Consider the following 24,617-nt stretch of genomic DNA (forward strand, 5'->3'; position numbering starts at 1 on the left):
CTTTTTGTTATAAATTCAGATCTTGATGGTAACTGAGGGGCGACAAAGCAGTTGCTTGGGTAATCAACTTAGCAGTCAGCGTTTTGTAGGCCTTGAGTCCCATCTCAGCTGCACGGCGACTTTCATTTGTTAAAAGGTGGGTTAGTTCGTCACCAGATAGCGTTTGTCCTGCTTGGTCGGTTTGTAAAACTAGTTCGTCAAAATCGCGAGTCAACGTCTGCTGAGTCTCGTGTAACAGTGGGCCAAATTCCTTGTAATGGGCATCGACCAAAACACCAGCCTGCTTGTAAACCCAGTAGGCTGACTCTGGCTGGTACGTTTTTGTTCCCAGCTTATAAGCAGCCGGTGTGTCTTCAATTCCAGCGTAAAAGGGAACAAAAACACTTTGAGCAGTGACGCCCATGGCTAACCAATGCAAGCCGCTAATGGCTGGATTATTAAATGGACGGAGCTGTAGAATATGAGACTCCTGAGTTGCAGCCAAGCTAACGGGGCGAAATCGCTTCTTGTCGGCCTGAGAACCGTCCCCCAGCGGGTCGTAAACGGTTTGCTGATAGTGGGAGCCTAAAAACAATCGCGCATCAGTGAGCGATAAAAGCTGTTCTGCCTGATTAATAAAGGGCATCTCAGAACTTGAAACGGCCTGTTCGCGGTGCGGATTAAAGCATTTTTGACCGTACCAAACGCGGGGCAAATTGTAGACGCTATCCATCGCGTTTTGGGTGCCAAAAATCTGCCGGAAATTAAATCCAGTACGGTTGGGGTTTAGATGGTTTTGGGTAACGAAGCGTTCGATGTCAGGATGCCACATAAAGTCCTCAGAATTATTGAAGTCAATTTCTTGAATGGCCATTTGATTTGCGACCACGGCGTAACTGTCGTCCGGAATGCGTTGCGCAACCCAGTAATGGCCCGAACCGGTTTCCATGTACCAAGCTTCAGATTGGTCGGCAAATAAAATACCATTGGACTCACAGGTACCGTACTGAGAAACAATTGCGCCCAACCGCTTAACCCCCGCTCTGGCGGAGTCAATGTAAGGCAAGGTAACGGTTACCATGGCTTCTTCACCAATCCCGTCCTTAACTAACGGATCGGCCGCCAAGACCCGCTGATTGGCATAGGTGCTCTCGGTAGCACTCATCGCGACACCGAAGTCATTGATGCCGTCTTCCTCAAAAACGCCAAACATATCGGTCCACTCAGGGGTGGCCGTGTACTTAGCGGCATGGGTAGGCAATGGCATCGAAAAGTTGTTATCGTTTGAAGTAAAAGTTGGAGCGGGTTCGCTTATTTTGGCTGGGTGAACAATGAAATGTTTGGGCCAAGCGGGCCTTGAGTCTTCATTTCGCCCAATCATAACAGAACCATCGATACTCGCTTTTCTACCAATTAAAATACTCGTGCAAGCCGAATAGGGATTACTTTGCAAGATGATACCTCCTTAAAGTAGCTAGTATGAACAGTTTATCACGGAACGACGTGTTAGGGACATTTCTGGTGTTTCAGTTAAAAATATGATTTAATATGGCTTGTTGAATTGAGGATGGAGGCAAAAGTGTGCAGACAAAGATTGCAAAACAAGAGTGGGTCCTAAAGGGGTTAATCATGGCTGGCGCGTCAATTGTCAGTGCGGTTGCGTTGAATGAATTTTTGATCCCCGGTAATATATTTAGTGCGGGCATCAATGGGATTTCTCAGCTATTATCAATTTTAGTTTCGACGGTATTTCATATCAAATTAAATACGGGTTGGTTAATCCTGCTCTTTAACCTGCCAATTGGCCTTTTAGGCTGGTTTAAAATTGGCCGAGGGTTCACCATTTATAGTTTTGTAACAGCTTTTTTGACGTCGGTGTTAGCGATTGTGATCCCAGTTCAAGACGTATCGCATAACCCACTGCTAAGTGCTTTATTTGGGGGAATTTTGACGGGAATCGGTGTCGCCTACCCACTGAAATACGGGTTTTCAACTGGTGGGATGGACATTATCGCGGTTATCTTGGAAAAAACGACTGGCAAAACAATTGGAACATTGATGATGGCAACCAACCTCGTGATTATTTTGATTGCGGGTGCTTTTTTTGGCTGGGAAAATGCCTTATACACGATTATTTCAATTTACGCAATGTCGCGAGTAGTGGATGCCATTCACACTCGGCACCAAAAGTTAACGGCCTTTATCGTGACCACGAAGGCCGATTCGGTAATTGCTGAGTTGGGGAAGACGCTGATTCGTGGGGTCACCATTATGCCGGCTCAAGGCGCTTATGAACGCCGTCCAGGAGCTGTTTTAATGGTCGTCATCTCACGTTACGAACTGTACGAACTCGAACACGTGGTGAAGACCGTTGATCCGCAAAGCTTTGTGAACCTGGTTAATACAATTGATATTGAAGGCAATTTCTACGACGAAACGGAGCAGTTAAAAGCTCGTGGTGAAACGTCGCAGTAACGATTGAGTTTATCACTAGAAACGGGTATAATTTGGTCATTAAGAATTTAGAAGATGAAGGAGCTAAACTATGCCAATTGTCCACATTGACCTCATTGAAGGTCGTTCGCAAGAACAACTAAAGAATCTCGTTAAAGACGTTACTGATGCCGTTAGCAAAAACACCGGAGCCCCTGAAGACCACGTTCACGTGATCTTAAGCGAAATGGCTAAAAACCGTTACAGCGTTGGTGGCGTTTTAAAGAGCGACGAAAAGTAGTCTTCGAGGTTGAACTTTGAGTTCAACCTTTTTTTGCGATAACGCTGTAAGCGGTTACGTTTTTGTTAAAACCACGTTAGAATGATGATTATATTTGGCGAATAGGGCTTTCTTCTGTATACTTAATGAAGACAAAACCAATTAGATGATGACGATTTGATTGACACGAATGGAGAATTAAAACATGAATGACGAACAGTACATAATGGCGATTGACGAAGGGACAACGAGCACCCGCGCAATCCTGTTTAACCACGATGGGCAAATTGTCGGCTCAGCGCAACGGGAATTTACCCAATACTTCCCAAAGCCCGGCTGGGTGGAACATGATGCCACCGAGATTTGGAGCGCTGTTCAATCTGTAATTTCCGACGCTGTAATTAATGCTAAAATTCCGCCGTACAAGGTTCGTGGAATTGGTATCACGAACCAACGGGAGACTACCATTATCTGGGATAAGGCGACTGGTGAGCCCGTCTATCATGCGATAGTTTGGCAGTCTAAGCAAACAAGCGAGATTGCGGATGATTTGAAGCAGCAAGGCTACGCGGACATGATCCATGATAAAACCGGATTAGTGATTGATTCCTACTTCTCAGCGACTAAAATTAAGTGGATTTTAGATAATGTGCCGGGCGTTCGTGAGCGGGCCGAACGTGGTGAACTATTATTTGGGACCATTGATACTTGGATTTTATGGAAGTTGACTGGTGGTCGAGTCCACGCAACCGACTATACTAATGCTAGCCGGACCATGCTTTACAATATTCACGAATTAGCTTGGGATCATGAGATCTTGGCCCTGTTGGGGATTCCAGAAAGTCTGTTGCCAGAAGTGCACCCATCGTCTGAGATATACGGCTATACTGCCGATTTCAGCTTCTTTGGGATTCAGGTTCCGATTGCCGGGATTGCCGGTGACCAGCAAGCGGCCTTATTCGGCCAAACGGCCTTTGAGAAGGGCTCGGTTAAGAACACTTATGGGACCGGCGCGTTTATCGTGATGAATACCGGAACCACACCGACCTTGTCGGACAAGGGATTGTTGACGACGATTGCCTATGGGGTTAACGGCGAAGTCACTTACGCCTTAGAAGGAAGTATCTTTGTTGCAGGTTCGGCTGTTCAGTGGCTTCGAGACGGGATGCGGTTATTTGAGCACGCCTCTGAATCGGAAAAAATGGCGGTTGAGGCTGGCTCAACTGGTGATGTGTACGTGGTACCAGCTTTTACTGGTCTTGGTGCGCCATACTGGGATCAAGATGTCCGGGGCGCCGTCTTTGGGTTGACGCGTGGAACTACCCGAGAACAGTTTATTCGAGCAACACTGGAAGCTATCGCCTATCAAACACGTGACGTTGTGGATACGATGAGCCAGGATACCGGAATTGATATTAAAACGCTTAGCGTTGATGGCGGGGCAGCGAACAACGACTTTTTGATGCAATTTCAAGCTGACATTCTCAACACCCACATTCAACGGGCGGCTATTGCTGAAACGACGGCGCTTGGCGCTTCATACTTGGCTGGTTTAGCAGTTGGATTTTGGGAGAGCTTAACTGAAATCAAACAGCTCCACAAACTGAGCGATGAATTTGATCCAAAAATGGCGGAATCAACTAGAGATCAGTGCTATGAAGGTTGGTTAACCGCAATCAAAGCAACTCAGCTGTTTAAATTAAAAAAAGACTAATTGATAAGGATACCCTCAACTCGGCGTCATAAGCGGCTGAGTTGAGGGTATTATCAGTTATAAACAGAAGGCGGGGTTAGAATGGTGATGAACGTGTTAGTGACCGGCGGAGCTGGCTTTATTGGGAGCAATTTCGTTCACTTTTTGCTCAAACAGCCATCGGTCGACCGAATTGTTAACGTCGATGCTTTGACCTACGCAGCCAACCTAACATCCCTTAGCGATGTGGCTCAGGATAAAAGATATCGATTTGTTCATGCTGATATCAATAACACTGATAAGCTCCGTCAGTTGATCAAAGAAGAACGAATTACGCACTTAGTTAATTTTGCGGCCGAGTCCCATGTAGATCGAAGCATCATTGATGCGACACCCTTTTATCATAGCAACGTTGCCGGCGTTTTAAGTTTGTTGACAGTGGTTAAAGAAACTTCTTTGACCCGGTTTCTCCAGGTTTCCACAGACGAGGTATATGGCACGATTGGGACTCATCAGCGGCCGGTTGATGAGCAGGGTCAGATTAAACCTTCTAGCCCATATGCGGCCTCTAAAGCGGCTGCTAATCTATTTGTACTCGCTGACTTTAAAACTTATCAGACACCCGTCGTTATTTCACGATCGGCCAATAATTACGGGCCTTATCAGCATCCAGAAAAATTAATTCCCAAAACAATTCAAAACGGCTTGGCGGGGCGGCCGATTCCCGTCTATGGGAGTGGCCACCAAATTCGAGACTGGTTAGCGGTTTCAGATAATTGTGCCGCCATCTGGGCCGTTTTAACCCAGGGCGTTGACGGGCAAGTTTACAATGTGGCCGCAGGGCAAGAAGCGGCTAATCTATCAATCATTAGTCGGATTCTAAGGAGGTTGAATGCGGCCCCTGATCTAATTGAACACGTTACTGACCGGCCGGGGCATGATTTTCGCTATGCAATGACGCATGAAAAATTGACATCGTTGACAGACTGGCACCCAAGAATATCACTTGATTCAGGACTGGCCCAAACGGTCGCTTGGTATACAAACCATCAAGATTGGCTGAAAGGATTTCGAAACTAAAAAGCCGAGCGACACAACGTCACTCGGCTTTTATGGTGCGACTTATTCAGCTAGTTTCAGGTAGGTCGTGAGGTAGTCGGCGAGACCATCCTCATCGTTTGTTTCGGGGGTCACATCGTTTGCGAGCCCCTTTAAATGGTCCGTTGCATTAGCCATTGCAACGCCCCAGCCCGCATATTCGATCATCTCGTTGTCGTTGTGTTCGTCGCCGAAGGCTAGAACGTTTTCCCGCTCGATGCCGTAATGGTGGGCGAGAAAGTCAACGCCAACTGCTTTTTGGATGCCCTTGACGCCAATTTCAACGACACTGTTAGGGCCGCCCCATGGGGCAACATCAACAAACTCGCCAAATTGATCATTAATGTATTGAATAAGAGCCCGCTGCCGATCCTGGCGTACCGCAATGGTGAGACTAGTTGGGTTCGTCGTTAGGGTCCGCGTATTTAAGATTTCGGTACTTTTAAGATTAGTTGGGAAAAAGCCAACAGCCACCGGATGATCTTGCTGAGCTAAAAAGAGGTTTTTTCCCTCAGCCGCGATCATTTCGACGCCTAGTGACGAGCGGTTTCGAAGAATCTCAAAGACGATGTCCCGGCTAAAAGTGTGTTGGTATTCTTTCGACCAATAGCGGTGGGGTAAGTGTCCGAGGCCCCCATTAAAATTAATCATTGGCGTTTCCAAATGCAACTGGTCATAGATGCTTTGGGAGATGCGGTTAGGCCGCCCGGTGACAATACTGACAATGTGGCCCGCTTTTGAAGCGCGACCGATGGTGTCAATGGTCTTTTGGGACAACCGGGCTTGGTTGTTAAGTGTGGTGCCATCTAAGTCGATAGCAATCAGTTTTCGGTTCACAAAAACACGTCCGTTTCCAAATAAAATCGTGGTTCTAACTTACCACAAATGATGATGAAATGCACGAGTTGATAGCCTTGGTGCCAATTTTGAGCTATACTCTTAATGTATCTTGTGTGAGGAGAATTTAAGTGAATTTACCAAAAGAATTTATTCAAAAATATCAAAAATTGTTGGGCGACGACGCTAAGGATTTCTTAGCAAGTTTTGAGGACCCGGCAACAAATGGATTTCGAGTGAATCCACACCACCAGTCGTTACCAGCCAATCTGAATCTGACGGACCCGGTCTCTTATTCAAAGTGGGGTTATTTTGGTAAAATTAGTGGCCGCTCAGTGGCCCACCAAAGTGGTGCTGTTTATAGTCAAGAACCAAGTGCCATGTTTGTTGGCGAAACTGCCGCTCCGACCGCTAGTCAACGGGTGCTTGACCTCTGTGCTGCTCCTGGCGGGAAAACGACCCATTTGAGTAGTTTTCTGGGCTCGACTGGTTTACTTGTCACCAACGAAATCATGGGTAAGCGTTCTAAAGTATTAGCGGAAAACGTCGAACGATTCGGGGTTGCCAACGCCTTAATTTTAAATGAAACTCCTGAGGTTATCGCTGCCCATTTTCCGGGTTTTTTCGATACCGTCCTCGTGGATGCGCCATGTTCTGGTGAGGGAATGTTTCGAAAGGATCCGGACGGGATTAAGTATTGGTCGCCAGACTATGTTCGGGAGTGTGCTGTGCGACAGCAGACCATTTTAGCTGAAGCGGTGAAAACGTTGAAGCCTGGTGGTACACTGGTTTATTCGACCTGCACATTTGCGCCAGAAGAAGACGAACAAACCATTGCTTGGCTCCTTGAAACTTATCCGGAACTGGAAGTACTTCCAATTGATAAAACAGCTGGAATCGTAGATGGCCACCCAGAATGGGCTGATGGGAACCCGGAGCTGACTAAAACGGCTCGGCTGTTTCCACACCTAATGCGAGGGGAAGGCCACTTCGTTGCCAAGTTGCGCTTAACATCAGAGTTGACGGCCCCAAAGAAAAGCCGCTTGCAACGCGGTAACTTGACAAAAGACCAGAAAATGCTGCTCGACTCATTTGTTGCAGATTCTTTACAGTCAGTTGACTGGCCGAGCCGACGGTTAATTACGTTTGGTGACCAACTCTACTTGTTACCTGAAGCTACACCGGAATTTGGTCATTTAAAAGTTGTTCGACCAGGGCTACATCTAGGGACGTTCAAAAAAGGACGGTTCGAACCAGCCTATGCCCTGGCACTGGCATTGCCAACAGACGCGGTACGCCATAACGTCACAATTTCAATCACTGAGTGGGCGATGGTGGTGCACGGCGATCAATTTAAGCACGACGCATTACCGGTTAAAAAAGGGTGGGTCCGACTGGTCTGTGACAATCAACCGGTTGCCTTCGCGAAAGTCGTCAACGGTGCCGTTAAAAATTTCTTCCCTAAGGGGCTTCGATTTGATGCCCATTTGAATTAGTAAAAGAGACTATACAAAAAGCGTTAATTCAAGTTGAATTAACGCTTTTTGTATAGTGCAAATTATAAATTTCTTTCGTGTTTGTAGTCTAATAATTCGTTTGTATATACCAAATGAAGACGATTTAAGTCGGCCAGTTTTGAACTACCAGTTAGCAACAGCAGTTTTTTAAAGTCGGCTAACCAAGTTGCTAGCCAAGCTTCGGTTGTTTCGTAATCCGTCGAAATGAGTTGGTGAAGCAGTTCGCCAGCCATGCCGACATATTCAGCGCCCATCGCTAAACTTTTGATCGCGTCAAGAGGGGTTTGAATGCCGCCACTAACAAATGCGGTGGGGGCATCCGGAACCGCCCCTAGCTCGAGCAGCGACTCGGCAGTCGTTTGACCCCAATCTGTCAGGTAGTCTAGTTCTTTACCAGATCGACGAAAGTTTTCAATCATGGCAAAGTTGGTGCCACCACGGCCACTGACATCAACGTATTGCACACCGAGTTTGGCTAAATCAACGACGGTTTCCTTGGCCATCCCAAACCCGACCTCTTTAACAATCACCGGGATATCCAGTTTGGTCACCAACTGAGCAATATTTTGCCGCCAATAAAATTCAGTGTCACCCTCAGGCATAATTAATTCTTGAGTTGCGTTAACGTGTAATTGAATCGCGTCGGCTGCGACCATATTAATGGCGGTCTGACAATCTTGTAGCGAGTGATCAGCGCCTAAATTGGCAATGACCACGCCATCCGGGTTTTCATCGCGAACAATGGCAAACGTTTTAGCCTGTTGTGGTTCGCTGAATGCAACACTTTGAGATCCAACCGCCATTGCCAAATGAAAATGGGCCGCCAATTTTGCTAACTGCGCATTAAATTGGCCAGTTTTGGGACTTCCACCCGTCATTGCTTCAATGAAAACTGGGAAGGCCAATTTCTTACCAGCAAAGGTTGTCGTGGTCTCAATCTGCGAAAGACTCAGTTCTGGCAAACTTTGGTGAATAATCCGAACTTGGGCAAACGTGGTTGATGGATGATGAAATTTTTCGGCAAGAGAGACATGTTCGTCCTTGCGATGAACGTGCTTTGAAGTCATTTCACATCGTCCCTTTCAAAGTAAACGTTAAAGGCGAGCGGTCGAATGCCGACATCACGCCAGGCGGTTGTTAGGGCAGGCAGGTCATTTTGGACGCGCATTAAGGCGATACCACAATCGCCACCGCCAGCACCAGACGTTTTGGCGGCCCCGCCAAACGATTCAGCAATATTACATAATTGAGCCAAAAGAGGCGTTTCAATCTGGGTATGGGTAAACGCCTCCAACTGATTAAGTAGCTTGCGATTAACGGTCAGCTGATGTTGGATCTTATCCAAGTCTTGAGCTCGAAAACCACTAATCATCTCATTTAAGCAAGCCTTCGAATTCGCAAGAAAGTGTTCATAAGCTTCTTGACGCTCCGCTTTATTGAGGGCGACGTGATCCACCAAATGGGAGGTGGACGCTGGTGAACCAGTCCATCCAACCATGAGTTTTAAATCGGCTGGCGGCGTGAGCGGTTCAATTTCCAACCCCGGCCAAGGTTGATTGAGAAGACTGGTAAAACTATAGTTTTCCTTGGCCAACTTCAACCATTCCCGGTCGAAAGAACGATACGCAATCCAGCCGCCATAAACGCTGGCCGCGATATCGCCTAAACTGCCGTTTCCCTGGATATCAAAGTGCGCGATGGCAGCAAGTTTGAACAACTTGTCAGCGGTGACGGGGAGCTCGTAAAAAGCACAAAGCGCTTTAATCGTAGCGACCGTCACAGCAGCAGAGGAGCCCAGACCGTATTTTCGGCCATCTGCAGCATCTAGATCACTCTCCACGGTCAAGTGATAGACACCAAGCTGTTTGTGCAACGTTTTAGCATAGGTCTCTGTTACCCGAATGGCTGACAGAATGTAGTGGAACGGATTATCTCGATTATCAAACACCATTTTGCCGTCCTCACGACGCCAGTAAATGGAATTTTCTTCAAACTGAGACGATACAATACTTCCAATCGTATCGGCTTGATTAATGGACACGGTCACAAATTGATCAAGAGCCACAATAATAGCGGGGTAGCCGGTTTCAACAACAGCGTATTCACCAGCGATATACAGTTTTCCCGGCGCTTTGACAGAAATCATGAGTTCAAGTCCTTTCCGGTGGGGTTATCAGCTTGGATGGTAACACCCGGTCCCGCAGCCGTTAGTAACACGTTAGCAGCCCCAAAGTGCGCTTGCATCCGTGGCAACAACTGTGTTTCAAGATCGGTTCGCAGACCAATAATTTTCACATTTGGGCCAGCATCAATCGTGAAGTAGTAACGACCTCCCAGCTCTTGACGCGTTTGTTGAACCAATTCAATTGCGGCTAGTGTCGCCCCGTTAAAGTATGTGAAACCAGGCTCTGCACTCAGTGTTAAAGCGTGCATACGCAACGCATTATGCTCGGTAATTTGGCCTAGTGATTCAATATCGTGAGCTTTAATTGCGACTTGGATCGCGTCAAAATCTTGTTCATTCGCTTCAATCCAAGCGGGATAAAAGGGGGAGGTAGCAACACTTCGTTGCATCCCAGTGCGACTAGAAATCTTTTTTGTTGTCTGATCCAAGACGACGGCCATCACGCCCAAATCCCAATCTGGTTGCTCATCAATTGGATAGGCGTAAGACGTGGCATCGTCGGTCCCGCGGTGCCAGGCAGCAAAGCCCCCAAATACTGACCGGCTTGCTGAACCAGAGCCACGCCGCGCTAACCTTGAAAGGTCATGCCGGGAAAGGTTTAATCCTGCCGCACGACTTGCAGCAGCAGCTAAGGCTGCGTACCCAGACGCACTTGAAGCTAGGCCAGCTGCGACCGGCACGTGGTTCACCGTTGTCACGGCGGCCCGAAGTGAAACGTCAGCCTGAGCACGGACGAGATCCAAAAAACGGCTCATTTTTTCTTGGTCGTCATGGGACGCTAAAACCCCGTCAAAGGTGATTGTATCACTACTCAGACGGGGGTCAAAAACGACGCTTGTCGTGGTGTAAAAAGCTTTTAATGTTAAAGACAGGCTGTCAGTTTGAGGGATAATCAAAGATTGGTCGGCTTTCCCCCAGTACTTGACCAACGCAATGTTCGTGTGGGCTGTCGCCGTAATTTTCTGGTTAGTTGGCGTCGTCATAGACAACCTCCTCGCTAAGAAATGGTTGAGTCCAAGTCTCTAAAATGTTCATTTGTTTAAGCGCGGTCGTGATTTTGGCAGCATCCTTAGCCGTTTTGGCAAGAGCAATAATACAGCCGCCCATTCCGCCACCAGTGAGCTTTGCACCCACAGCACCATTTTGGCGGGCAACTTGAATCATTTGATCCAAACGAGGATGACTAACCCCAAGCGTTCTAAGTTCGGCTTGGGCCCGGTTTAATACTTGACCAAGGTGCAACACATCGTTTTTAAGTAACGCATCCTTTGCCGCTTCAGTCAGGGCCCCAAGATGGTTAATAGCGTGGGTTGCAAGCCGATTGTGAGCTTCTTTAAAGTCGGCAACGTGCTTGACTGCTAGACCGGTCTGACCGTGAATGCCGCTATCTGCAACAACGAGGTAACTTGTCAGATGAAAAGGCAGGTCAACGGGGTCTTCACCCTTGTGAAACCAAACGGCCGCGTCTGCACTTGTCGTGGCCACGTCAAGGCCACTCGGGTTACCGTGGATAATATGTTCCGAAATATCCGCATCAGCTCGAAGTTGTTCATGAGTCAAAGGCTGTCCAAACGCCTGGTAGAGCGCCCGAATGATGGCAACCGCAGTTGCGGCAGACGAACCCATGCCACGTTCGGCTGGTAGGTCGCTGTGAATTTTAAGTTCAAACGCGCTATCAATAGCATGGAAGCGAGCTAGTAGCGTATCAATAAGGGCATTAATGCCTTCTAATTCAATTGGGGCAGTTTGCCGAGGGCCTGAGTAGTAACGACTCGCAAACCGCTGCTGCCCGTTGTTAAGCGGCGTGATTTTCGCCGTGGTCTTGACGGCCGGAAGCGGTAAAGCGATAGCAGGCTTTTGGTAAACAACACTGTGTTCACCAATTAAAATAACTTTTGCGTGGCTAACGCCCATTGCTTGTTTCAACACATTGCTCGCTCCTTTTCGTCAAGGTTTAGTGATTGTTACCTGATTGTAATAATTGCCAACCACCATATTATCATATGCGTTTTATAAATCAAACGCTAGTGCTGGATCGTTACCAAATGTTAATGGCCACTAGCTAAGATTGTGACTCGCCAATCAGTGGGCGAGTGTAGTATGATGTTAGTTAGTATACAGTAGAGATTTGGTGAACTTGATATGGATGCAAATTCAGTGTACGCGGTTGTCGATATCGAAACAACCGGAACCAATGTGGCGGAAGGAAACCGCACGATTCAAATTGGGTGCGTACTTGTTCAAAATGGTCGGATCATTAATCAATTTTCAAGTGATGTGAATCCTCAAATGGCGATCCCACCAGCCATTAAAAACTTAACCGGAATTAGCGATGCTCAAGTTAAAAAAGCACCGCTTTTTGATGATATTGCCGGAACATTGTACAGTTTGCTAACTGACACCGTGTTTGTGGCCCACAACGTCAATTTTGACTTTCCGTTTTTAAATGCAGAATTTGAACGAGTTGGTTATCCGGCCCTTAAAATTGAAGCGATTGATACCGTGACGTTAAGCCAGATTCTGTTGCCGAGCCTCTCCAGTTTTCGGCTTCACGATATCACGCAGACGTTAAACATCAACCACGTCCATCCGCATTCAGCAGATGATGATGCCTTGGTTACGGCTGAATTACTGATCGTTCTCTTTAAAAAACTTCAAACGTTGCCCATTGTGACGCTCCAACGCATGGTTGAAATCGGGGCGGAACTGCCGCAAAATACGGCCGCCGTTTTTGAATGGGCGCTGACTGGTGCAAAAAAACAACACAGTGCGCTACCAGACGATTTAATGGTGACAAATAGCATGGCACTCCGGCGCGTCCGGCAATTAAGGCCAGATCACCAAACAGCGGCCAGTTATCCTAAAACAAAAAAGAGTAAACTAAAGCATTACCCGAAACAGTTTGAATGGCGGGCAGATCAGGCTAAAATGATGAACTTGATTTATCGCCATTACCAACCAGACCAGCCAGAAAATGTCCCTTTGATCGTTGAAGCCCCAACGGGCACCGGGAAGACTCTCGGTTACATGTTCCCACTGGCTTATCTCAGCCAATCAACGGGACGTCAGGCTGTGATTGCCACCGACACCGTCTTGCTTCAAAACCAGTTGGCCGACCAAACTGTCCCACTGCTACAGCGGATGTTACCGTTTGAAATTTCAGTGGCTGTGGTAAAGGGCAATCAGCACTACATTGACGTTTCCCGATTTGTTGAAGCCTTAGGAACGGATAGCCGATCCAAACAATCGCAGCTCATTAAGTTGCGGCTGTTGGTCTGGTTAACCGAAACGGAAACGGGCGATTTGGACGAACTGCATTTCCGAAATGATCCACCTTTCTTAGATGTTGTGCGCCATCGAGGGCTTAATCAGCTGGACGAGACCGATGCCTTTTATGAGGTGGACTTTTTGCGCCGACTATATCAGCGACTTCCTGACGCGATGTTTGTCATCGTCAACCACGCATTTTTAGTTCAACGGGCGCAATCTCTCGGCCGTCAGTTGCGACAGCCGTTTTTAGTCATTGACGAAGCGCAGCACCTAGCCGATTACGCCATGCGGTCTCAACGTCAACGGTTTGATTTTCAAGAAATCACCAATCTGACTCGCCACATGAATCGGCGGTTGGACGCAGATAACGAACACGGTCTAGTGAAAATCTTGACTGGTGAGCCATACCACAGTCAACTGGCGATGCTGGCCACCTGGACGACCGAATTTGATCGCCAGTTAACGGCGTTAAGCGCGTATCTCATCAACGCCTATCAAGAACAGTTAAACGGTGCTAAGCAACAGCCTTTCGTCGAGATTGCCCTCGATAATACTGTTTGGCAAACGTTTGTTGCCAGCCGGTCCGGACTATTTGAACAGCTTCAAATTTTGATGGATAAGCTACACGCCGGGTTGGCAACTCTCAGTGAGGCGTTTGAAAAGGAAACTGACCGTTGGTTAGTTAGCGAACGCCAATCCATGACGCAACTGCAAACCGATTTTCATAAAATCGAGGGCAGCTGGTCGACATTAATGACCATGCAGCAACAAGAAAGCTCGGAGCAACTTATGCATTGGTTGACTGTTAGCGCTGATCGTCAGCATCTAATTTTGACAGCGAGCTTGATTTCGGTGAAGGGATTTTTGACCAACCGGGTGTATGCGGCCTTCAAAGCACCAATTTTTACGGGCGCAACACTCTTTTCATCAAACCGGTCACAGTACTTGTATGACGAGCTTGACTTGGACCGGAACAAGACCAAAATCCGTCGAATGAAATCTGACTTTAATTTTGAACAGCAGGCGCAACTTTACGTTTCAACTGAAGCACCTGAAATTAGTGATACACCAGCGTATGAAACGTACTTGGCAAAGGCCCTTAAGCAGTTAATGAAGGCCAGTAACCGGCCCACGCTTGTGTTGTTTAACTCACTGAGTACGGTCGCCTCGGTTTACGAGCGGCTAACGGTGGAAGGTCCCCGGATTAACCGCGTTATTTTAGCTCAGGGGATTTCTGGCGGTAAAGAAAAAATGATTAAACGGTTCATGGACGAAGACAATGCTGTGTTGCTTGGGGCTGCGACCTTCTGGGAAGGAATTGATCTGCCTCAGGATAAACTGCAATTGTTAGTCATTACGCGGTTACCGTTTGATGCACCCGAACAGCTTGAGGTCAAAGCGCGCTATAACCAGCTCAAGGCTGCTGGTAAGAGCCCGTTTTACAACTTAGCACTTCCCAAGGCAACGCTGCGATTAAGGCAAGGCGTTGGGCGCTTGATTCGGACCAGTGATGATTACGGTGTTGTTGTTGTTCTTGATAGCCGACTTGCAACGCATCAATACGGTCAAACGATGTTGAAAACTTTACCAACTAGTCTGCCCGTTAAAAAGGCCGGATTGACCGAGATTGTTAAGGGGACCCAAAATTTCTTTAAAATCCACCGAAGCAGTGCGCAGGACTAAGTCAATTTGCTATAATAGAACGCAGTGAGTAAAGGAGACTGGTTATGAGAAGAAAACACGCTGGCCGAAAGCGACTAACTCGGACAGGGGTGCGGGTTTTGTTAGGGGTCATTGTTGTGGCAATTGTTCTGGTTATTTGGGGCATTCACCACGCAACGCAACCACTAGTTCAAGCCCAGACTCAATCCGAGACATTAGCTAAAAAGTACGCTGGATTAAAGACAACTACCGGTTTTTATTGGACAAATCTCGATAAAACCTACTACACCGTGGCGGGGACCAATAAGCAAAACCAACCGGTCTACGTCATCGTTCCTCAAAAGGGCGGTCAGCTTCGCGTTTTGAAACAAACCAGTGGCCTGTCCCGCAATGCCGTATTGAGCCGCGTTTGGCGCCGAGAAAACCCTAAGAAGGTGCTTCAAGCCGCACTTAGCGTTTTCAATAATCAACCGGCCTGGACTGTTAATTATGTCAATCAGAAGGGCAAGTTATGTTATGAAACGCTGAGCTTTAAAACGGGTAAGACGCTTCAAAGTATTCAAAATATTTAGTGGGGAGGGCTTTTTGTGCAATTATCAAATCGGATTTCACAGATTCAACCATCCGCAACATTGAAAGTTTCAGGTAAGGCCAAACAAATGATTGCTAATGGAATTGACGTCATTAATCTTGGGATTGGTGAGCCAGATTTTCAAACGCCTGATAACATCAAGCAGGCCGCGATTGCGGCGATTCAAACCGGTAAGGCCAGCTTTTACACACCGGCGGCCGGGCTGCCTCGGTTGCGAGAAGCCATTGCAAACGTGACGGCAACCGATTACGGCATCAGCGTTGATCAGACAAATGTGGCGGTCACAACAGGAGCCAAAATGGCACTTTATGGGACTTTCCAGGCCATTTTAAATCCTGGCGACGGGGTCCTACTTCCCGAACCGTACTGGGTCAGTTATGCTGAGCAAATTAAGCTGGCTGGCGGTGTTCCAATGGGGATGCCAGTGACAGACGGATTTAAAGTGACCCCAGAGCTTTTGGAACAGGCGCTGACTGCGCAGGTGAAGGTCTTACTGCTTAACAGCCCTGAAAATCCGACCGGTGTCATTTATGAGCCGGCTGAACTTCAGGCAATCGCCGACTGGGCTGAGCAGCATCAAATTTGGGTTATTACGGATGATATTTACGGCAAATTAACGTATAACGGGGCGAAGTTCACGTCAATTGCAGCGTTAAAGGATCAATTGCCAACCAATATGATCGTCATTAATGGGGTCTCCAAGACTTATTCAATGACCGGGTGGCGAATTGGTTACGTGGTTGCTAATTCAGAACTGATTAAGGCGCTGAGTGCTTTCTTATCCCATGCAACGGGGAATCCTGCTGCCGCTAGTCAATACGCTGCCTTAGAAGCATTAACTGGACTGCAAGACGACGCAGAAATGATGCGGCATGCGTTTGAACAACGGCTAAACACTCTTTATCCGTTATTGAACGCAATTCCAGGCTTTTCACTGGCAACTAAACCACAAGGGGCTTTTTACTTGTTCCCAGACGTTGCAGACGCACAAGCATTGACTGGAATAGCAACAACGGGCGAATTTGTGGATCAGTTACTGACAGAAGCCCACGTGGCGGTTGTTGACGGGAACGCATTTGGTGTTGACCACCACGTGCGCCTCAGTTACGCCACAGATTTGGAAACCTTAAAAAATGCTGTTTCGCGCATCACTGAATTTATGAAGACACATACTAAGTAAAAATGGAGGGTACCCTGGTGCAACAGATTAATATTGTAAACGCAAAGGACCATGTCAACGAAAAAGTAAAGATTGGTGTTTGGTTAACCAACAAACGCTCAAGTGGTAAAATCGCCTTCCTGCAACTTCGAGACGGAACGGAATTTTTCCAAGGGGTTGTTATCAAAAACAATGTGAGCGAAGAAACCTTTGAACTTGCAAAAGAATTAAAGCAAGAAACGAGTATGTGGGTCACTGGTGTTATCCATGAAGATACCCGGTCTAAATTTGGCTACGAAATTGAAGTTGAAGAAATTGAAGTTGTAGGCGAGAGCCACGATTATCCAATAACCCCTAAAGAACACGGGGTGGACTTTTTGATGGATCACCGTCACTTGTGGCTCCGCTCCAGCCGGCCGCACGCTATGATGACCATCCGAAACGAAGTCATCCGCGCCACTTATGAGTTTTTCAATGATCATGGGTTTATTAAAATGGATTCGCCAATCTTAACTGGGAGTGCACCAGAAGGAACAACTGACCTGTTCCATACCGAGTATTTCGATCGGGATGCTTATCTGTCCCAGTCTGGGCAGCTATATGCTGAGGCGGGTGCAATGGCTTTTGATAAGGTCTTTACTTTCGGGCCAACTTTCCGGGCTGAAAAATCGAAAACTCGTCGCCATTTGATTGAATTTTGGATGATTGAACCCGAAATGGCCTTTATGCACCAGGAACAGTCACTCGAAATTCAAGAACAATACATTGCTTATCTCGTTCAAAACGTCATTGATCACTGCGCCAGTGCGTTAGAAACACTTGGTCGCGACGTTGATGTTTTGAAGAAATACACCCAACTTCCATATCCGCGAATTAGTTATGATGAAGCGATTGAGCTACTTCAAAAGAATGACTTTGACGTCGAATGGGGCGTTGACTTTGGCTCGCCAGAAGAAACTTTCCTTGCCGATCAATTTGATCAACCCGTCTTTGTTTTGAACTATCCAAAGGCCATCAAGCCGTTTTACATGAAGCCGCATCCAACCCGCGAAGACGTGGTGATTTGTGCTGATTTGCTGGCACCAGAAGGTTATGGCGAAATTATTGGGGGTTCTGAACGGGCTACCGACTACGACTACTTACTTGACCAGATTACAAAGGCCGGCCTTGACCCTAAAGAGTACAGCTGGTATCTAGACTTACGGAAATACGGTAGTGTGCCGCATTCCGGGTTTGGTCTCGGACTTGAACGTGCGCTGACGTGGATTGCTGGCGAGGACCACGTTCGTGAAGCCATTCCATTCCCACGTTTGTTGAACCGGATTTACCCGTAATAAGTAAGAAAGTAGGGGAAGATGATGGATGAGTTTGCAAAAGCACTTTTAGCCGAGGGCAACACAACTGTTGCCACCTTATTGGTGCGGCGGTACCGGGAACTTGGCATGACCAATGATGAATTCCTAGTTTATTTGCAGCTCAAAAGCTTTGCTGACCAGGGCGTCGCCTTCCCTGAAACTAAGGACCTGGCAGCCGCTCTCGGTAAATCAGAACAACAGGTATTTGATTTGCTACACCAAATGATTGAAAAGAAATTGATTCAAATTCAACCGATTCAAAAGAAGGGCCAATTGGCAAGCGATGCCTATGATTTTAGTCTAATATTTGAAAAACTTGCTAAGTTGACCACCACTCAAACCACTGCGACCGATAGTCGTCCTGTTGCTACAGGTCAATCGTCCCGACAAGCGGTTTTCCAGCAAATTGAACAGGAATTCGGCCGGCCATTGTCGCCAATTGAACTTGAGATGATTTCTCAATGGCTCGATCAAGACCATTACGAACCAGAGCTTGTCCTATTAGCCTTAAAAGAGGCGGTTTTAAGTCAAGTCTACAGTTTAAAGTATATGGATCGGATCCTGTTAAGTTGGGAGAAGAAACATCTTAAAACGGCGGCTCAAGTTCAACAAGATAAGGCCCGCCGTGATCGGCCAAATACTTCAGCACCGACAAGTAAACAGTCAACTGCTAATTCGCCGCATATTCCACTATTTAACATTGGCGATCAGCCGTATCACGACGTTTAACCGCTAATCGATCAGTATTCAATAAAACAAGCCCACTTCAAACCGAAGTGGGCTTGTTTTATTTGAGCTGGCGGATGATCTAGCAGGATGGCACTAAAAAAGCAGCGCTTTGAGCGCTGCTTTTTAAATCAGTCATTATCGACACTTTTTGTTGATTCGGATTTATTTGACCCAGTTGTCGGTTGGGTGCTTGTGCTGCTATCAGTTGTGGTCCCGTTGCCGTCATCGCCGCCGTTACCACCATCACCACCGGCGCCATTTCCGCCGCTTGGTTGTTGCTCTTGGTCCACATCAGAACTTTCTCGTTGTGAGCTGGATGACGATTGCGTGCTAGGCGTCGTGGTGACCACGCTACTAGAACTGCTTTGGATAACTGAGCTTGCGGCACTGCTTGACTGTGAAAAGGCACCTGATGAATCAGAAGAACCAGCTGCTGACGCATCACCCGGGTACCCATCAATGTAGTATTCGGTGGTACCACCTCGTTGGGTCGCAACCACACCACTTGGGGCTGTCCAATTTTCATTTGAAGCATTTTGCTGAACGTAAGACATTTCCGACCGATAGATTTCCTGTGCAATTTTCGTTTGATCCTGAGTAATGTAACCACCCGCCGAGAATTGCCGGTCGTAACCCGTCCAAACCGAAAGTGAAAAGTTCTTTGTATAACCGGTCATCCATGAATCCATGGCCGAGCTAGCTGGTACTTGGTTCGCAAAATCAGAAGGGTAGGCGGTTGTCCCAGTTTTCCCAGCCTGATATAATCCCGAAATGTTAGCGGTCGTCCCTGATCCGTTGGAACTTGTCATGACACCCTTTAACATATCCGTAATCATGAAGGCGGTCGCCGGACTCATCGCCGTAGAACCTTTGCTTGCATAGGCGTGGGATTGGCCATCAGCCGTTACGACCCGGTTAACAAGGTGCGGCTTGTAGTAAGTGCCACCGTTCGCAAAAGCTGAGTAGGCGGCTGCTTCTTGTTCCGAGGAAATATATGCGCCAATCCCGTTTTGCAACCCAAGGGGATTCTTGAATGTCATCCCTAATTTACCTAAGAAGCGGGTAGCTCGTGTGAGACCAACAGCCTCAAGGGTTCGAATGGCTGGGATGTTTCGTGATTCAACCAATGCTTTTCGCATGGTAATGCTGCCTTCGTACTTATTGTCGAAGTCTTGAAGCTGTTTGTTGGTTCCCGCATACGTGTAAGGGGTATCTTGAACAGCTTGATACGTCGGGTACTTCAAGTATTCAATGGCGGGGCCATAATCCATCAAAGGCTTCATGGTCGATCCACTTGACCGGTCGGTTTGAACAGCCCGATTAAGTCCAAAGGAGACGTTACCGACCTTACGGCCACCTAACATGGCTAATACTTTCCCGTTATTTGGGTTAACTAAGGTTGCTCCAACTTGGAACTTTTTACTTGGGTAATTAACGTAGTTGTTGGAGTTAGCGATGCTATAGAGATGACGCTGGGCCGACATATCAAGGTTCGTATAGACGCGCAAACCATCGGTGTTGGTGTTGTACCCTTCCGCCTTAAGCTCGCTGTAAACTTCCTTTAGATAAGAATCAATGACCTTAGCGTTCTTTTCGTTGACTGCCGTTACACTATGATTCTTAACTAATCCCGCCTTGATACTCGTGGCCTTTGCTTCAGATGCTTGGGCACTCGTGATGGCTTTGTTTTCGGTCATTGCGTTTAAGACCTGATCACGCCGGTACTTAGCGTATTTCGGATAGTGAATTGGATCATAGCTATTAGGGCTTTGAGGCATTCCTGCCAACAGCGCAAGTTGTGGGAGTGATAGCCGGCTGAGGGATTTCCCATAATAATACTTCGCTGCCGTTTGCATCCCATAAACGCCATTACCCATGTACACCTTATTAATATAGAACTCAAGAATCTGCTGTTTGCTGTACTTTTGTTCCACCTTAATCGCTAACCAAGCTTCTTGCGCTTTACGCTTGAGCGTCCGATCAGCATTCGATGTTGAAAATACCGATAGTTTAACGAGTTGCTGCGTCAGGGTACTGCCACCTTGAAGTCCTAACGATGAACCAGTAACGTTGGAAAGTGCTGCCCCAAAAATCCGCACTGGATCAACCCCATGATGCTTATAGAATCGACGGTCCTCAATGGACACAACAGCCGATTTTAAGGTATCAGGAATATTTTTAGACTTAACGTAGTCCCGGTTTTGGGCACCAAGGCGTGAGACGACGTTGTTATTAGCGTCATACACCTTGGTGGATGTATCACTTTCAAGGGCTGAGCGCGTGATACTTGGTGCACTCTGCGCGTAATAGAAAAATAGGCCCGCTCCTAAAATGATGGCCGCTAAGAAGGCGACTAGCAACCATTTTAGGGTTTTCTTAATCCAAGGGCGACGCTTTTTAGGGCCGCCTTGGCTAGCACGCCGGGCTGTACGGGACTCACGGTTTGATTGATTGCTTGACATAGTTCGCTCCTTTAAGTAAGGCAATTAAGATAGTAAATCGTCGACTGCAGATAAGTAGGGAATCACTGGATTTAAAGCATACTGAATGGGAAACGCGATTTTTTCAAAGTCGGCGATTGGAATTGACTTTCGACCCGAGTCTTGCTGATCCCAGTAAGCGATGAGATCGGAAGCCGATAATAAGTACAAACGGTTAAGTGTCACGAATTTAATTAACCCAAAGCAAACGCCCCCTTGTTTCAAGCAACTTCTCATATGGTCAATTTGATGCTGATGAAAATTAGTGAGGGGGAAACTTGTTTTGTTGCGGGTTTCCTTAGCATCAAAGTCCACGTAACGGCCCTTATAAATGCCGTTATAATCAGTGGTCGAAGCTTGTCTAAAATACGCTTCCTTAATGACCGCAGCACTTCTCCGCGGATAATCAACCTTCACGATCTGAATTGGAGTGGGCTTCTTATGGATGACGGCAATATCATGGCTTAAATAATAGCGATTGCTTTCGTTGAGTTCCTGTTCTAGGGTCATGCCACGGCCACCATGGAGGACTGGCTTCGCCGCGGCCTTATGATGAGCAGTCTGCCCCGCTGGCAGGTAACGCGCTCCATTGGGATAATGAATCGTCACAGTATGAATCATCTCTTTTCCTTAGCGTAAAATTTATATTCAATTAGTGATATTATACCAATTAGTGGATTAAATAAAAACTCCGAACAGAAAACATAGTTAAAACTATAACTCATCTTTGACCTAAAAGGGGGAATCTCATTCAATGAAGCGGCTATGGGTAACTGGATATCGATCATACGAATTACAGATCTTTTCGGATCAAGATCCGAAGTATCAAGTCATTGATTATGCAATACAGAAACTGATTATTCAAGCTATTTCGGATAGTGGCACCGAATGGGTGATTACGGGAGGCCAGCTTGGCATTGAACAAATGGCCGCCAAGGCAGCCTTAACAGTAAAAGCGGACTATCCAGAACTGAACGTTTCGATTTTACTACCGTTTGCCCACTTTGGTAATCAGTGGAAAGAAGAAAATCAGACTAAGCTGGCCAGTTTACTAACTCAAGTTGACTTTACTGGAACGGTTTCTAACCAAGATTATCAGTCACCACAACAGCTCCGCAATTATCAGGATTTTATGTTGCGCCACACAGACGGGGCGTTGTTAATTTACGATCCGGAACACGAGGGGAAGACCCAGTACGAATTTGACGCCATCAAAAAGTGGCAAGATAGTCATGATTACGACTTGCGGCTCGTTGATTTTGATGAACTTCAAGAATTTTCATACGATTACCAAGAATTTTTAAATAACAGTTCCAATTTGTAACGAAATTTGGTACTATTTTATGTGTTGGTGTGAAACAAGTGAAGAGGTGGAAATGATGGCAGCAAATATTAACTTTAATCCAAAGGACATTTTGCAAAAAGAATTCAAGCAAAAAATGCGCGGGTACGACCCAGCAGACGTTGACAGTTTCTTGGACGATGTCATTAAGGATTACGAGACATTTACAAAAGAAAATCAACGACTTGAAGAAGAAAATGAGCGGCTCCTTGCAAAAGTTGATGAATTGACAAAACAATTGTCAGTTGGCGGTCAAGCCACTGCTCAAGCTAGCCAGCCGGCTACAAATGTGACGAACATGGATATTTTAAAACGGTTATCAAACCTAGAACGCCATGTCTTCGGTTCACAGCTTGAAAATGGCAACAACTCTTCACACAGACTTTAATTTAGTGATCAACTGTGTAGATCTCGGGTAATCGCGGTCAGCATCGGCTGGCTGAGGAAAGTCCATGCTCGCACAGGCTGAGATGCCTGTAGTGTTCGTGCTCGGTGAAAAAATAAGCCGGGGGACTTCGCAAGAAGTTACGGCGGAAGAACGCGCTAAGGCTCTGCTATGCGTTAATATTCCTGAAAGTGCCACAGCGACGACGACGTTACTGGAAACGGTAACGGTGGAACGCGGTAAACCCCTCGAGCGGGCAACCCAAACTACGGTAGGGGCGCTTCACATATGGAAATGAACGAAATGTGGGGGGAGAGTTTTTACTCTCGAGATAGATGATTACCGCTACGTATCACGTGCCTGACGTTTTACGTAGTACGGAACATGGCTTACAGCGGTCTACACGTCAGGAAGGTGGGAGGTTACTCCCACCTTTTTTTATTGGAATTTGCCGAATCATCAGGAGGCTAACAACTTGGAAAAACAACAATTAACCCTATACGCAGCAACGGCCAGCGGCCTAGAGGCTTTAACTGGCCAAGAATTACGCGATTTAGGATACGATGTAGCAGTTGAAAATGGTCGGGTCAATTTTAAGGGTGACATGACAGACGTTTTAAAAACCAACCTTTGGTTACGGACGGCCGACCGAATCAAGATCATTTTAATGACGTTTAAAGCAACAACCTTTGACGATATTTTCGATAACGTTAAAGCGTTTGGCTGGGACCAGTGGTTGTCAATGGACGCTGCCTTCCCGGTGAATGGCCGGTCAAAAAATTCGAAACTTCATAGTGTTCCTGACGTCCAGTCGGTGACCAAAAAAGCCATTGTTTCACAGATGGCTGAAGCTTACCACCGCAAAACGCGGTTTCCAGAAACAGGGGCCCAGTTTAAGCTTGAGATCGCCCTGAATAAGGATCTGGCGACGGTCACGCTAGATACTACGGGTGATAGCCTGTTTAAAAGGGGCTATCGGCAAGAAAAAGGGGCCGCACCGCTGAAGGAAAACTTTGCGGCGGCCCTTATCCAACTAACAAATTGGCGGGCTGACCGGCCGTTAATTGATCCAATGTGCGGATCAGGAACCATCCCGATTGAAGCGGCATTAATGGCCAAAAACGTCGCTCCTGGAATCAACCGCCATTTTGCTTGTGAAGCTTGGCATCCGGACTATGCGGCCGAACTCGTCAATTTAAAAGAAATGGCTAAGACTCAAGAAAAGGCTGTCGATTTAGACATTACAGGGTTAGATATTGATGGTTCGATGATTGATATTGCGCGATTAAATGCTAACGGGGCTGGTGTTTTACACGACATTATTTTCAAACAGCTTGCTGTTAAGGATTTTAAAACCGATAAGCAAGATGGCGTTATCATTGTCAATCCACCTTATGGGCAACGGTTAGGCGATCAAAAATCAGTCCGCCAGATTTATAAACAAATGGGACAAGTTTTTAAACCTTTAACGAGTTGGTCCAAATATATTTTGACGTCAGATCTCGCATTTGAAAACTTTTACGGGGCAAAGGCCACCAAGAAACGCAAACTGTATAACGGGGCGCTCAGAACGGATTATTTCCAGTTTTGGGCAACTCACTAGAAAAAAGCATGCCGAGCA

21 protein-coding genes and 1 other RNA gene are annotated in these 24,617 nt (G+C 46.8%); 14 read left to right on the forward strand and 8 right to left on the reverse strand.

Features of this window, described 5'->3' with window-relative positions:
• Positions 1–7 precede the first annotated feature (7 nt).
• Positions 8–1,435 carry a C69 family dipeptidase gene (locus FC96_RS01145; RefSeq protein WP_056941692.1) on the reverse strand — a complete coding sequence of 476 codons (1,428 nt, stop codon included), beginning with the start codon at positions 1,433–1,435 and terminating at the stop codon, positions 8–10.
• 173 nt (positions 1,436–1,608) lie between these two features.
• Between FC96_RS01145 and FC96_RS01150 the strand changes: the two genes are divergently transcribed.
• The 4 genes from FC96_RS01150 to rfbB all read left to right on the forward strand — a co-directional run bounded on the left by FC96_RS01150 (position 1,609) and on the right by rfbB (position 5,465).
• Entirely contained in the window at positions 1,609–2,454 is an 846-nt protein-coding gene (locus FC96_RS01150) for a YitT family protein (protein WP_056941884.1), read from the forward strand.
• Positions 2,455–2,524: 70 nt separating this feature from the next.
• Complete coding sequence (locus FC96_RS01155; protein WP_054660525.1) at positions 2,525–2,713, forward strand: 2-hydroxymuconate tautomerase; 189 nt, start codon at positions 2,525–2,527, stop codon at positions 2,711–2,713.
• A gap of 184 nt (positions 2,714–2,897) precedes the next feature.
• Positions 2,898–4,406: a glycerol kinase GlpK gene (gene glpK, locus FC96_RS01160; protein WP_056941693.1), complete on the forward strand. Its 1,509-nt coding sequence runs from the start codon at positions 2,898–2,900 to the stop codon at positions 4,404–4,406.
• An 81-nt stretch (positions 4,407–4,487) separates the two neighbouring features.
• Complete coding sequence (gene rfbB / locus FC96_RS01165) at positions 4,488–5,465, forward strand: dTDP-glucose 4,6-dehydratase (protein ID WP_235804694.1); 978 nt, start codon at positions 4,488–4,490, stop codon at positions 5,463–5,465.
• 42 nt (positions 5,466–5,507) lie between these two features.
• Here the strand turns inward: rfbB and FC96_RS01170 are convergent, their stop codons facing one another.
• Entirely contained in the window at positions 5,508–6,320 is an 813-nt protein-coding gene (locus FC96_RS01170) for a Cof-type HAD-IIB family hydrolase (RefSeq protein ID WP_056941694.1), read from the reverse strand.
• A gap of 131 nt (positions 6,321–6,451) precedes the next feature.
• On the opposite strand from FC96_RS01170, the gene FC96_RS01175 reads away from it, so the two are divergent.
• On the forward strand, positions 6,452–7,816 hold the full coding sequence (locus FC96_RS01175) for an RsmB/NOP family class I SAM-dependent RNA methyltransferase (RefSeq protein WP_056941695.1): 1,365 nt from the start codon (positions 6,452–6,454) through the stop codon (positions 7,814–7,816).
• Positions 7,817–7,878: 62 nt separating this feature from the next.
• Here the strand turns inward: FC96_RS01175 and fni are convergent, their stop codons facing one another.
• The 4 genes from fni to mvk are packed head-to-tail and all read right to left on the reverse strand — an operon-like array spanning position 7,879 to position 11,951.
• A complete protein-coding gene (gene fni / locus FC96_RS01180) occupies positions 7,879–8,904 on the reverse strand; it encodes a type 2 isopentenyl-diphosphate Delta-isomerase (protein WP_056941696.1) in 1,026 nt (341 codons plus the stop codon).
• Positions 8,901–9,983, reverse strand: a complete 1,083-nt coding sequence (locus FC96_RS01185) for a phosphomevalonate kinase (protein WP_056941697.1) — start codon at positions 9,981–9,983, stop codon at positions 8,901–8,903. Before FC96_RS01185 ends, fni begins: the two co-directional genes overlap by 4 nt.
• The gene (gene mvaD, locus FC96_RS01190) at positions 9,980–11,005 is read right to left on the reverse strand and encodes a diphosphomevalonate decarboxylase (protein ID WP_056941698.1); all 1,026 of its coding nucleotides are present in this window, start codon (positions 11,003–11,005) and stop codon (positions 9,980–9,982) included. Before mvaD ends, FC96_RS01185 begins: the two co-directional genes overlap by 4 nt.
• Positions 10,989–11,951: a mevalonate kinase gene (gene mvk, locus FC96_RS01195; RefSeq protein ID WP_235804695.1), complete on the reverse strand. Its 963-nt coding sequence runs from the start codon at positions 11,949–11,951 to the stop codon at positions 10,989–10,991. Before mvk ends, mvaD begins: the two co-directional genes overlap by 17 nt.
• Before the next feature lie 213 nt (positions 11,952–12,164).
• Between mvk and FC96_RS01200 the strand changes: the two genes are divergently transcribed.
• The 5 genes from FC96_RS01200 to FC96_RS01220 are packed head-to-tail and all read left to right on the forward strand — an operon-like array spanning position 12,165 to position 18,789.
• Complete coding sequence (locus FC96_RS01200) at positions 12,165–14,975, forward strand: helicase C-terminal domain-containing protein (protein ID WP_056941699.1); 2,811 nt, start codon at positions 12,165–12,167, stop codon at positions 14,973–14,975.
• Positions 14,976–15,019: 44 nt separating this feature from the next.
• Positions 15,020–15,526: a cell wall elongation regulator TseB-like domain-containing protein gene (locus FC96_RS01205; protein ID WP_054659503.1), complete on the forward strand. Its 507-nt coding sequence runs from the start codon at positions 15,020–15,022 to the stop codon at positions 15,524–15,526.
• Between the two features lie 15 nt (positions 15,527–15,541).
• Complete coding sequence (locus FC96_RS01210; protein ID WP_056941700.1) at positions 15,542–16,726, forward strand: pyridoxal phosphate-dependent aminotransferase; 1,185 nt, start codon at positions 15,542–15,544, stop codon at positions 16,724–16,726.
• A 2-nt stretch (positions 16,727–16,728) separates the two neighbouring features.
• The gene (gene asnS / locus FC96_RS01215; RefSeq protein WP_252192427.1) at positions 16,729–18,039 is read left to right on the forward strand and encodes an asparagine--tRNA ligase; all 1,311 of its coding nucleotides are present in this window, start codon (positions 16,729–16,731) and stop codon (positions 18,037–18,039) included.
• A gap of 24 nt (positions 18,040–18,063) precedes the next feature.
• The gene (locus FC96_RS01220; RefSeq protein WP_156403126.1) at positions 18,064–18,789 is read left to right on the forward strand and encodes a DnaD domain protein; all 726 of its coding nucleotides are present in this window, start codon (positions 18,064–18,066) and stop codon (positions 18,787–18,789) included.
• A gap of 128 nt (positions 18,790–18,917) precedes the next feature.
• Here FC96_RS01220 and FC96_RS01225 read toward each other — a convergent pair whose 3' ends face one another.
• Positions 18,918–21,251, reverse strand: a complete 2,334-nt coding sequence (locus FC96_RS01225) for a PBP1A family penicillin-binding protein (protein ID WP_056941703.1) — start codon at positions 21,249–21,251, stop codon at positions 18,918–18,920.
• 24 nt (positions 21,252–21,275) lie between these two features.
• Positions 21,276–21,878: a Holliday junction resolvase RecU gene (recU, locus tag FC96_RS01230; protein WP_370866674.1), complete on the reverse strand. Its 603-nt coding sequence runs from the start codon at positions 21,876–21,878 to the stop codon at positions 21,276–21,278.
• Positions 21,879–22,023: 145 nt separating this feature from the next.
• Between recU and FC96_RS01235 the strand changes: the two genes are divergently transcribed.
• The 4 genes from FC96_RS01235 (at position 22,024) to FC96_RS01245 (ending at position 24,599) form a co-directional block, all read left to right on the forward strand.
• Positions 22,024–22,593, forward strand: a complete 570-nt coding sequence (locus FC96_RS01235; protein ID WP_054659507.1) for an SLOG family protein — start codon at positions 22,024–22,026, stop codon at positions 22,591–22,593.
• Positions 22,594–22,648: 55 nt separating this feature from the next.
• Positions 22,649–22,999, forward strand: a complete 351-nt coding sequence (gpsB, locus tag FC96_RS01240; protein WP_056941704.1) for a cell division regulator GpsB — start codon at positions 22,649–22,651, stop codon at positions 22,997–22,999.
• A gap of 19 nt (positions 23,000–23,018) precedes the next feature.
• Positions 23,019–23,393: RNase P RNA component class B (gene rnpB / locus FC96_RS12660), an RNA gene on the forward strand.
• Between the two features lie 78 nt (positions 23,394–23,471).
• Complete coding sequence (locus FC96_RS01245) at positions 23,472–24,599, forward strand: THUMP domain-containing class I SAM-dependent RNA methyltransferase (RefSeq protein WP_056941705.1); 1,128 nt, start codon at positions 23,472–23,474, stop codon at positions 24,597–24,599.
• The last annotated feature ends 18 nt before the right edge of the window (positions 24,600–24,617 follow it).

The sequence above is a fragment of the Secundilactobacillus kimchicus JCM 15530 genome (genome assembly GCF_001433995.1).
Classification (GTDB): domain Bacteria; phylum Bacillota; class Bacilli; order Lactobacillales; family Lactobacillaceae; genus Secundilactobacillus; species Secundilactobacillus kimchicus.

Coding starts and splice junctions, on each gene's coding strand:
- FC96_RS01150 (WP_056941884.1), top strand. CDS start 1,609: ATGGCTGGCGCGTCAATTGTCAGTGCGGTTGCGTTGAATGAATTTTTG.
- FC96_RS01155 (WP_054660525.1), top strand. CDS start 2,525: ATGCCAATTGTCCACATTGACCTCATTGAAGGTCGTTCGCAAGAACAA.
- glpK (WP_056941693.1), top strand. CDS start 2,898: ATGAATGACGAACAGTACATAATGGCGATTGACGAAGGGACAACGAGC.
- rfbB (WP_235804694.1), top strand. CDS start 4,488: ATGGTGATGAACGTGTTAGTGACCGGCGGAGCTGGCTTTATTGGGAGC.
- fni (WP_056941696.1), bottom strand. CDS start 8,904: ATGACTTCAAAGCACGTTCATCGCAAGGACGAACATGTCTCTCTTGCC.
- FC96_RS01185 (WP_056941697.1), bottom strand. CDS start 9,983: ATGATTTCTGTCAAAGCGCCGGGAAAACTGTATATCGCTGGTGAATAC.
- mvaD (WP_056941698.1), bottom strand. CDS start 11,005: ATGACGACGCCAACTAACCAGAAAATTACGGCGACAGCCCACACGAAC.
- FC96_RS01200 (WP_056941699.1), top strand. CDS start 12,165: ATGGATGCAAATTCAGTGTACGCGGTTGTCGATATCGAAACAACCGGA.
- FC96_RS01205 (WP_054659503.1), top strand. CDS start 15,020: ATGAGAAGAAAACACGCTGGCCGAAAGCGACTAACTCGGACAGGGGTG.
- asnS (WP_252192427.1), top strand. CDS start 16,729: ATGGAGGGTACCCTGGTGCAACAGATTAATATTGTAAACGCAAAGGAC.
- FC96_RS01220 (WP_156403126.1), top strand. CDS start 18,064: ATGGATGAGTTTGCAAAAGCACTTTTAGCCGAGGGCAACACAACTGTT.
- FC96_RS01225 (WP_056941703.1), bottom strand. CDS start 21,251: ATGTCAAGCAATCAATCAAACCGTGAGTCCCGTACAGCCCGGCGTGCT.
- FC96_RS01235 (WP_054659507.1), top strand. CDS start 22,024: ATGAAGCGGCTATGGGTAACTGGATATCGATCATACGAATTACAGATC.
- gpsB (WP_056941704.1), top strand. CDS start 22,649: ATGGCAGCAAATATTAACTTTAATCCAAAGGACATTTTGCAAAAAGAA.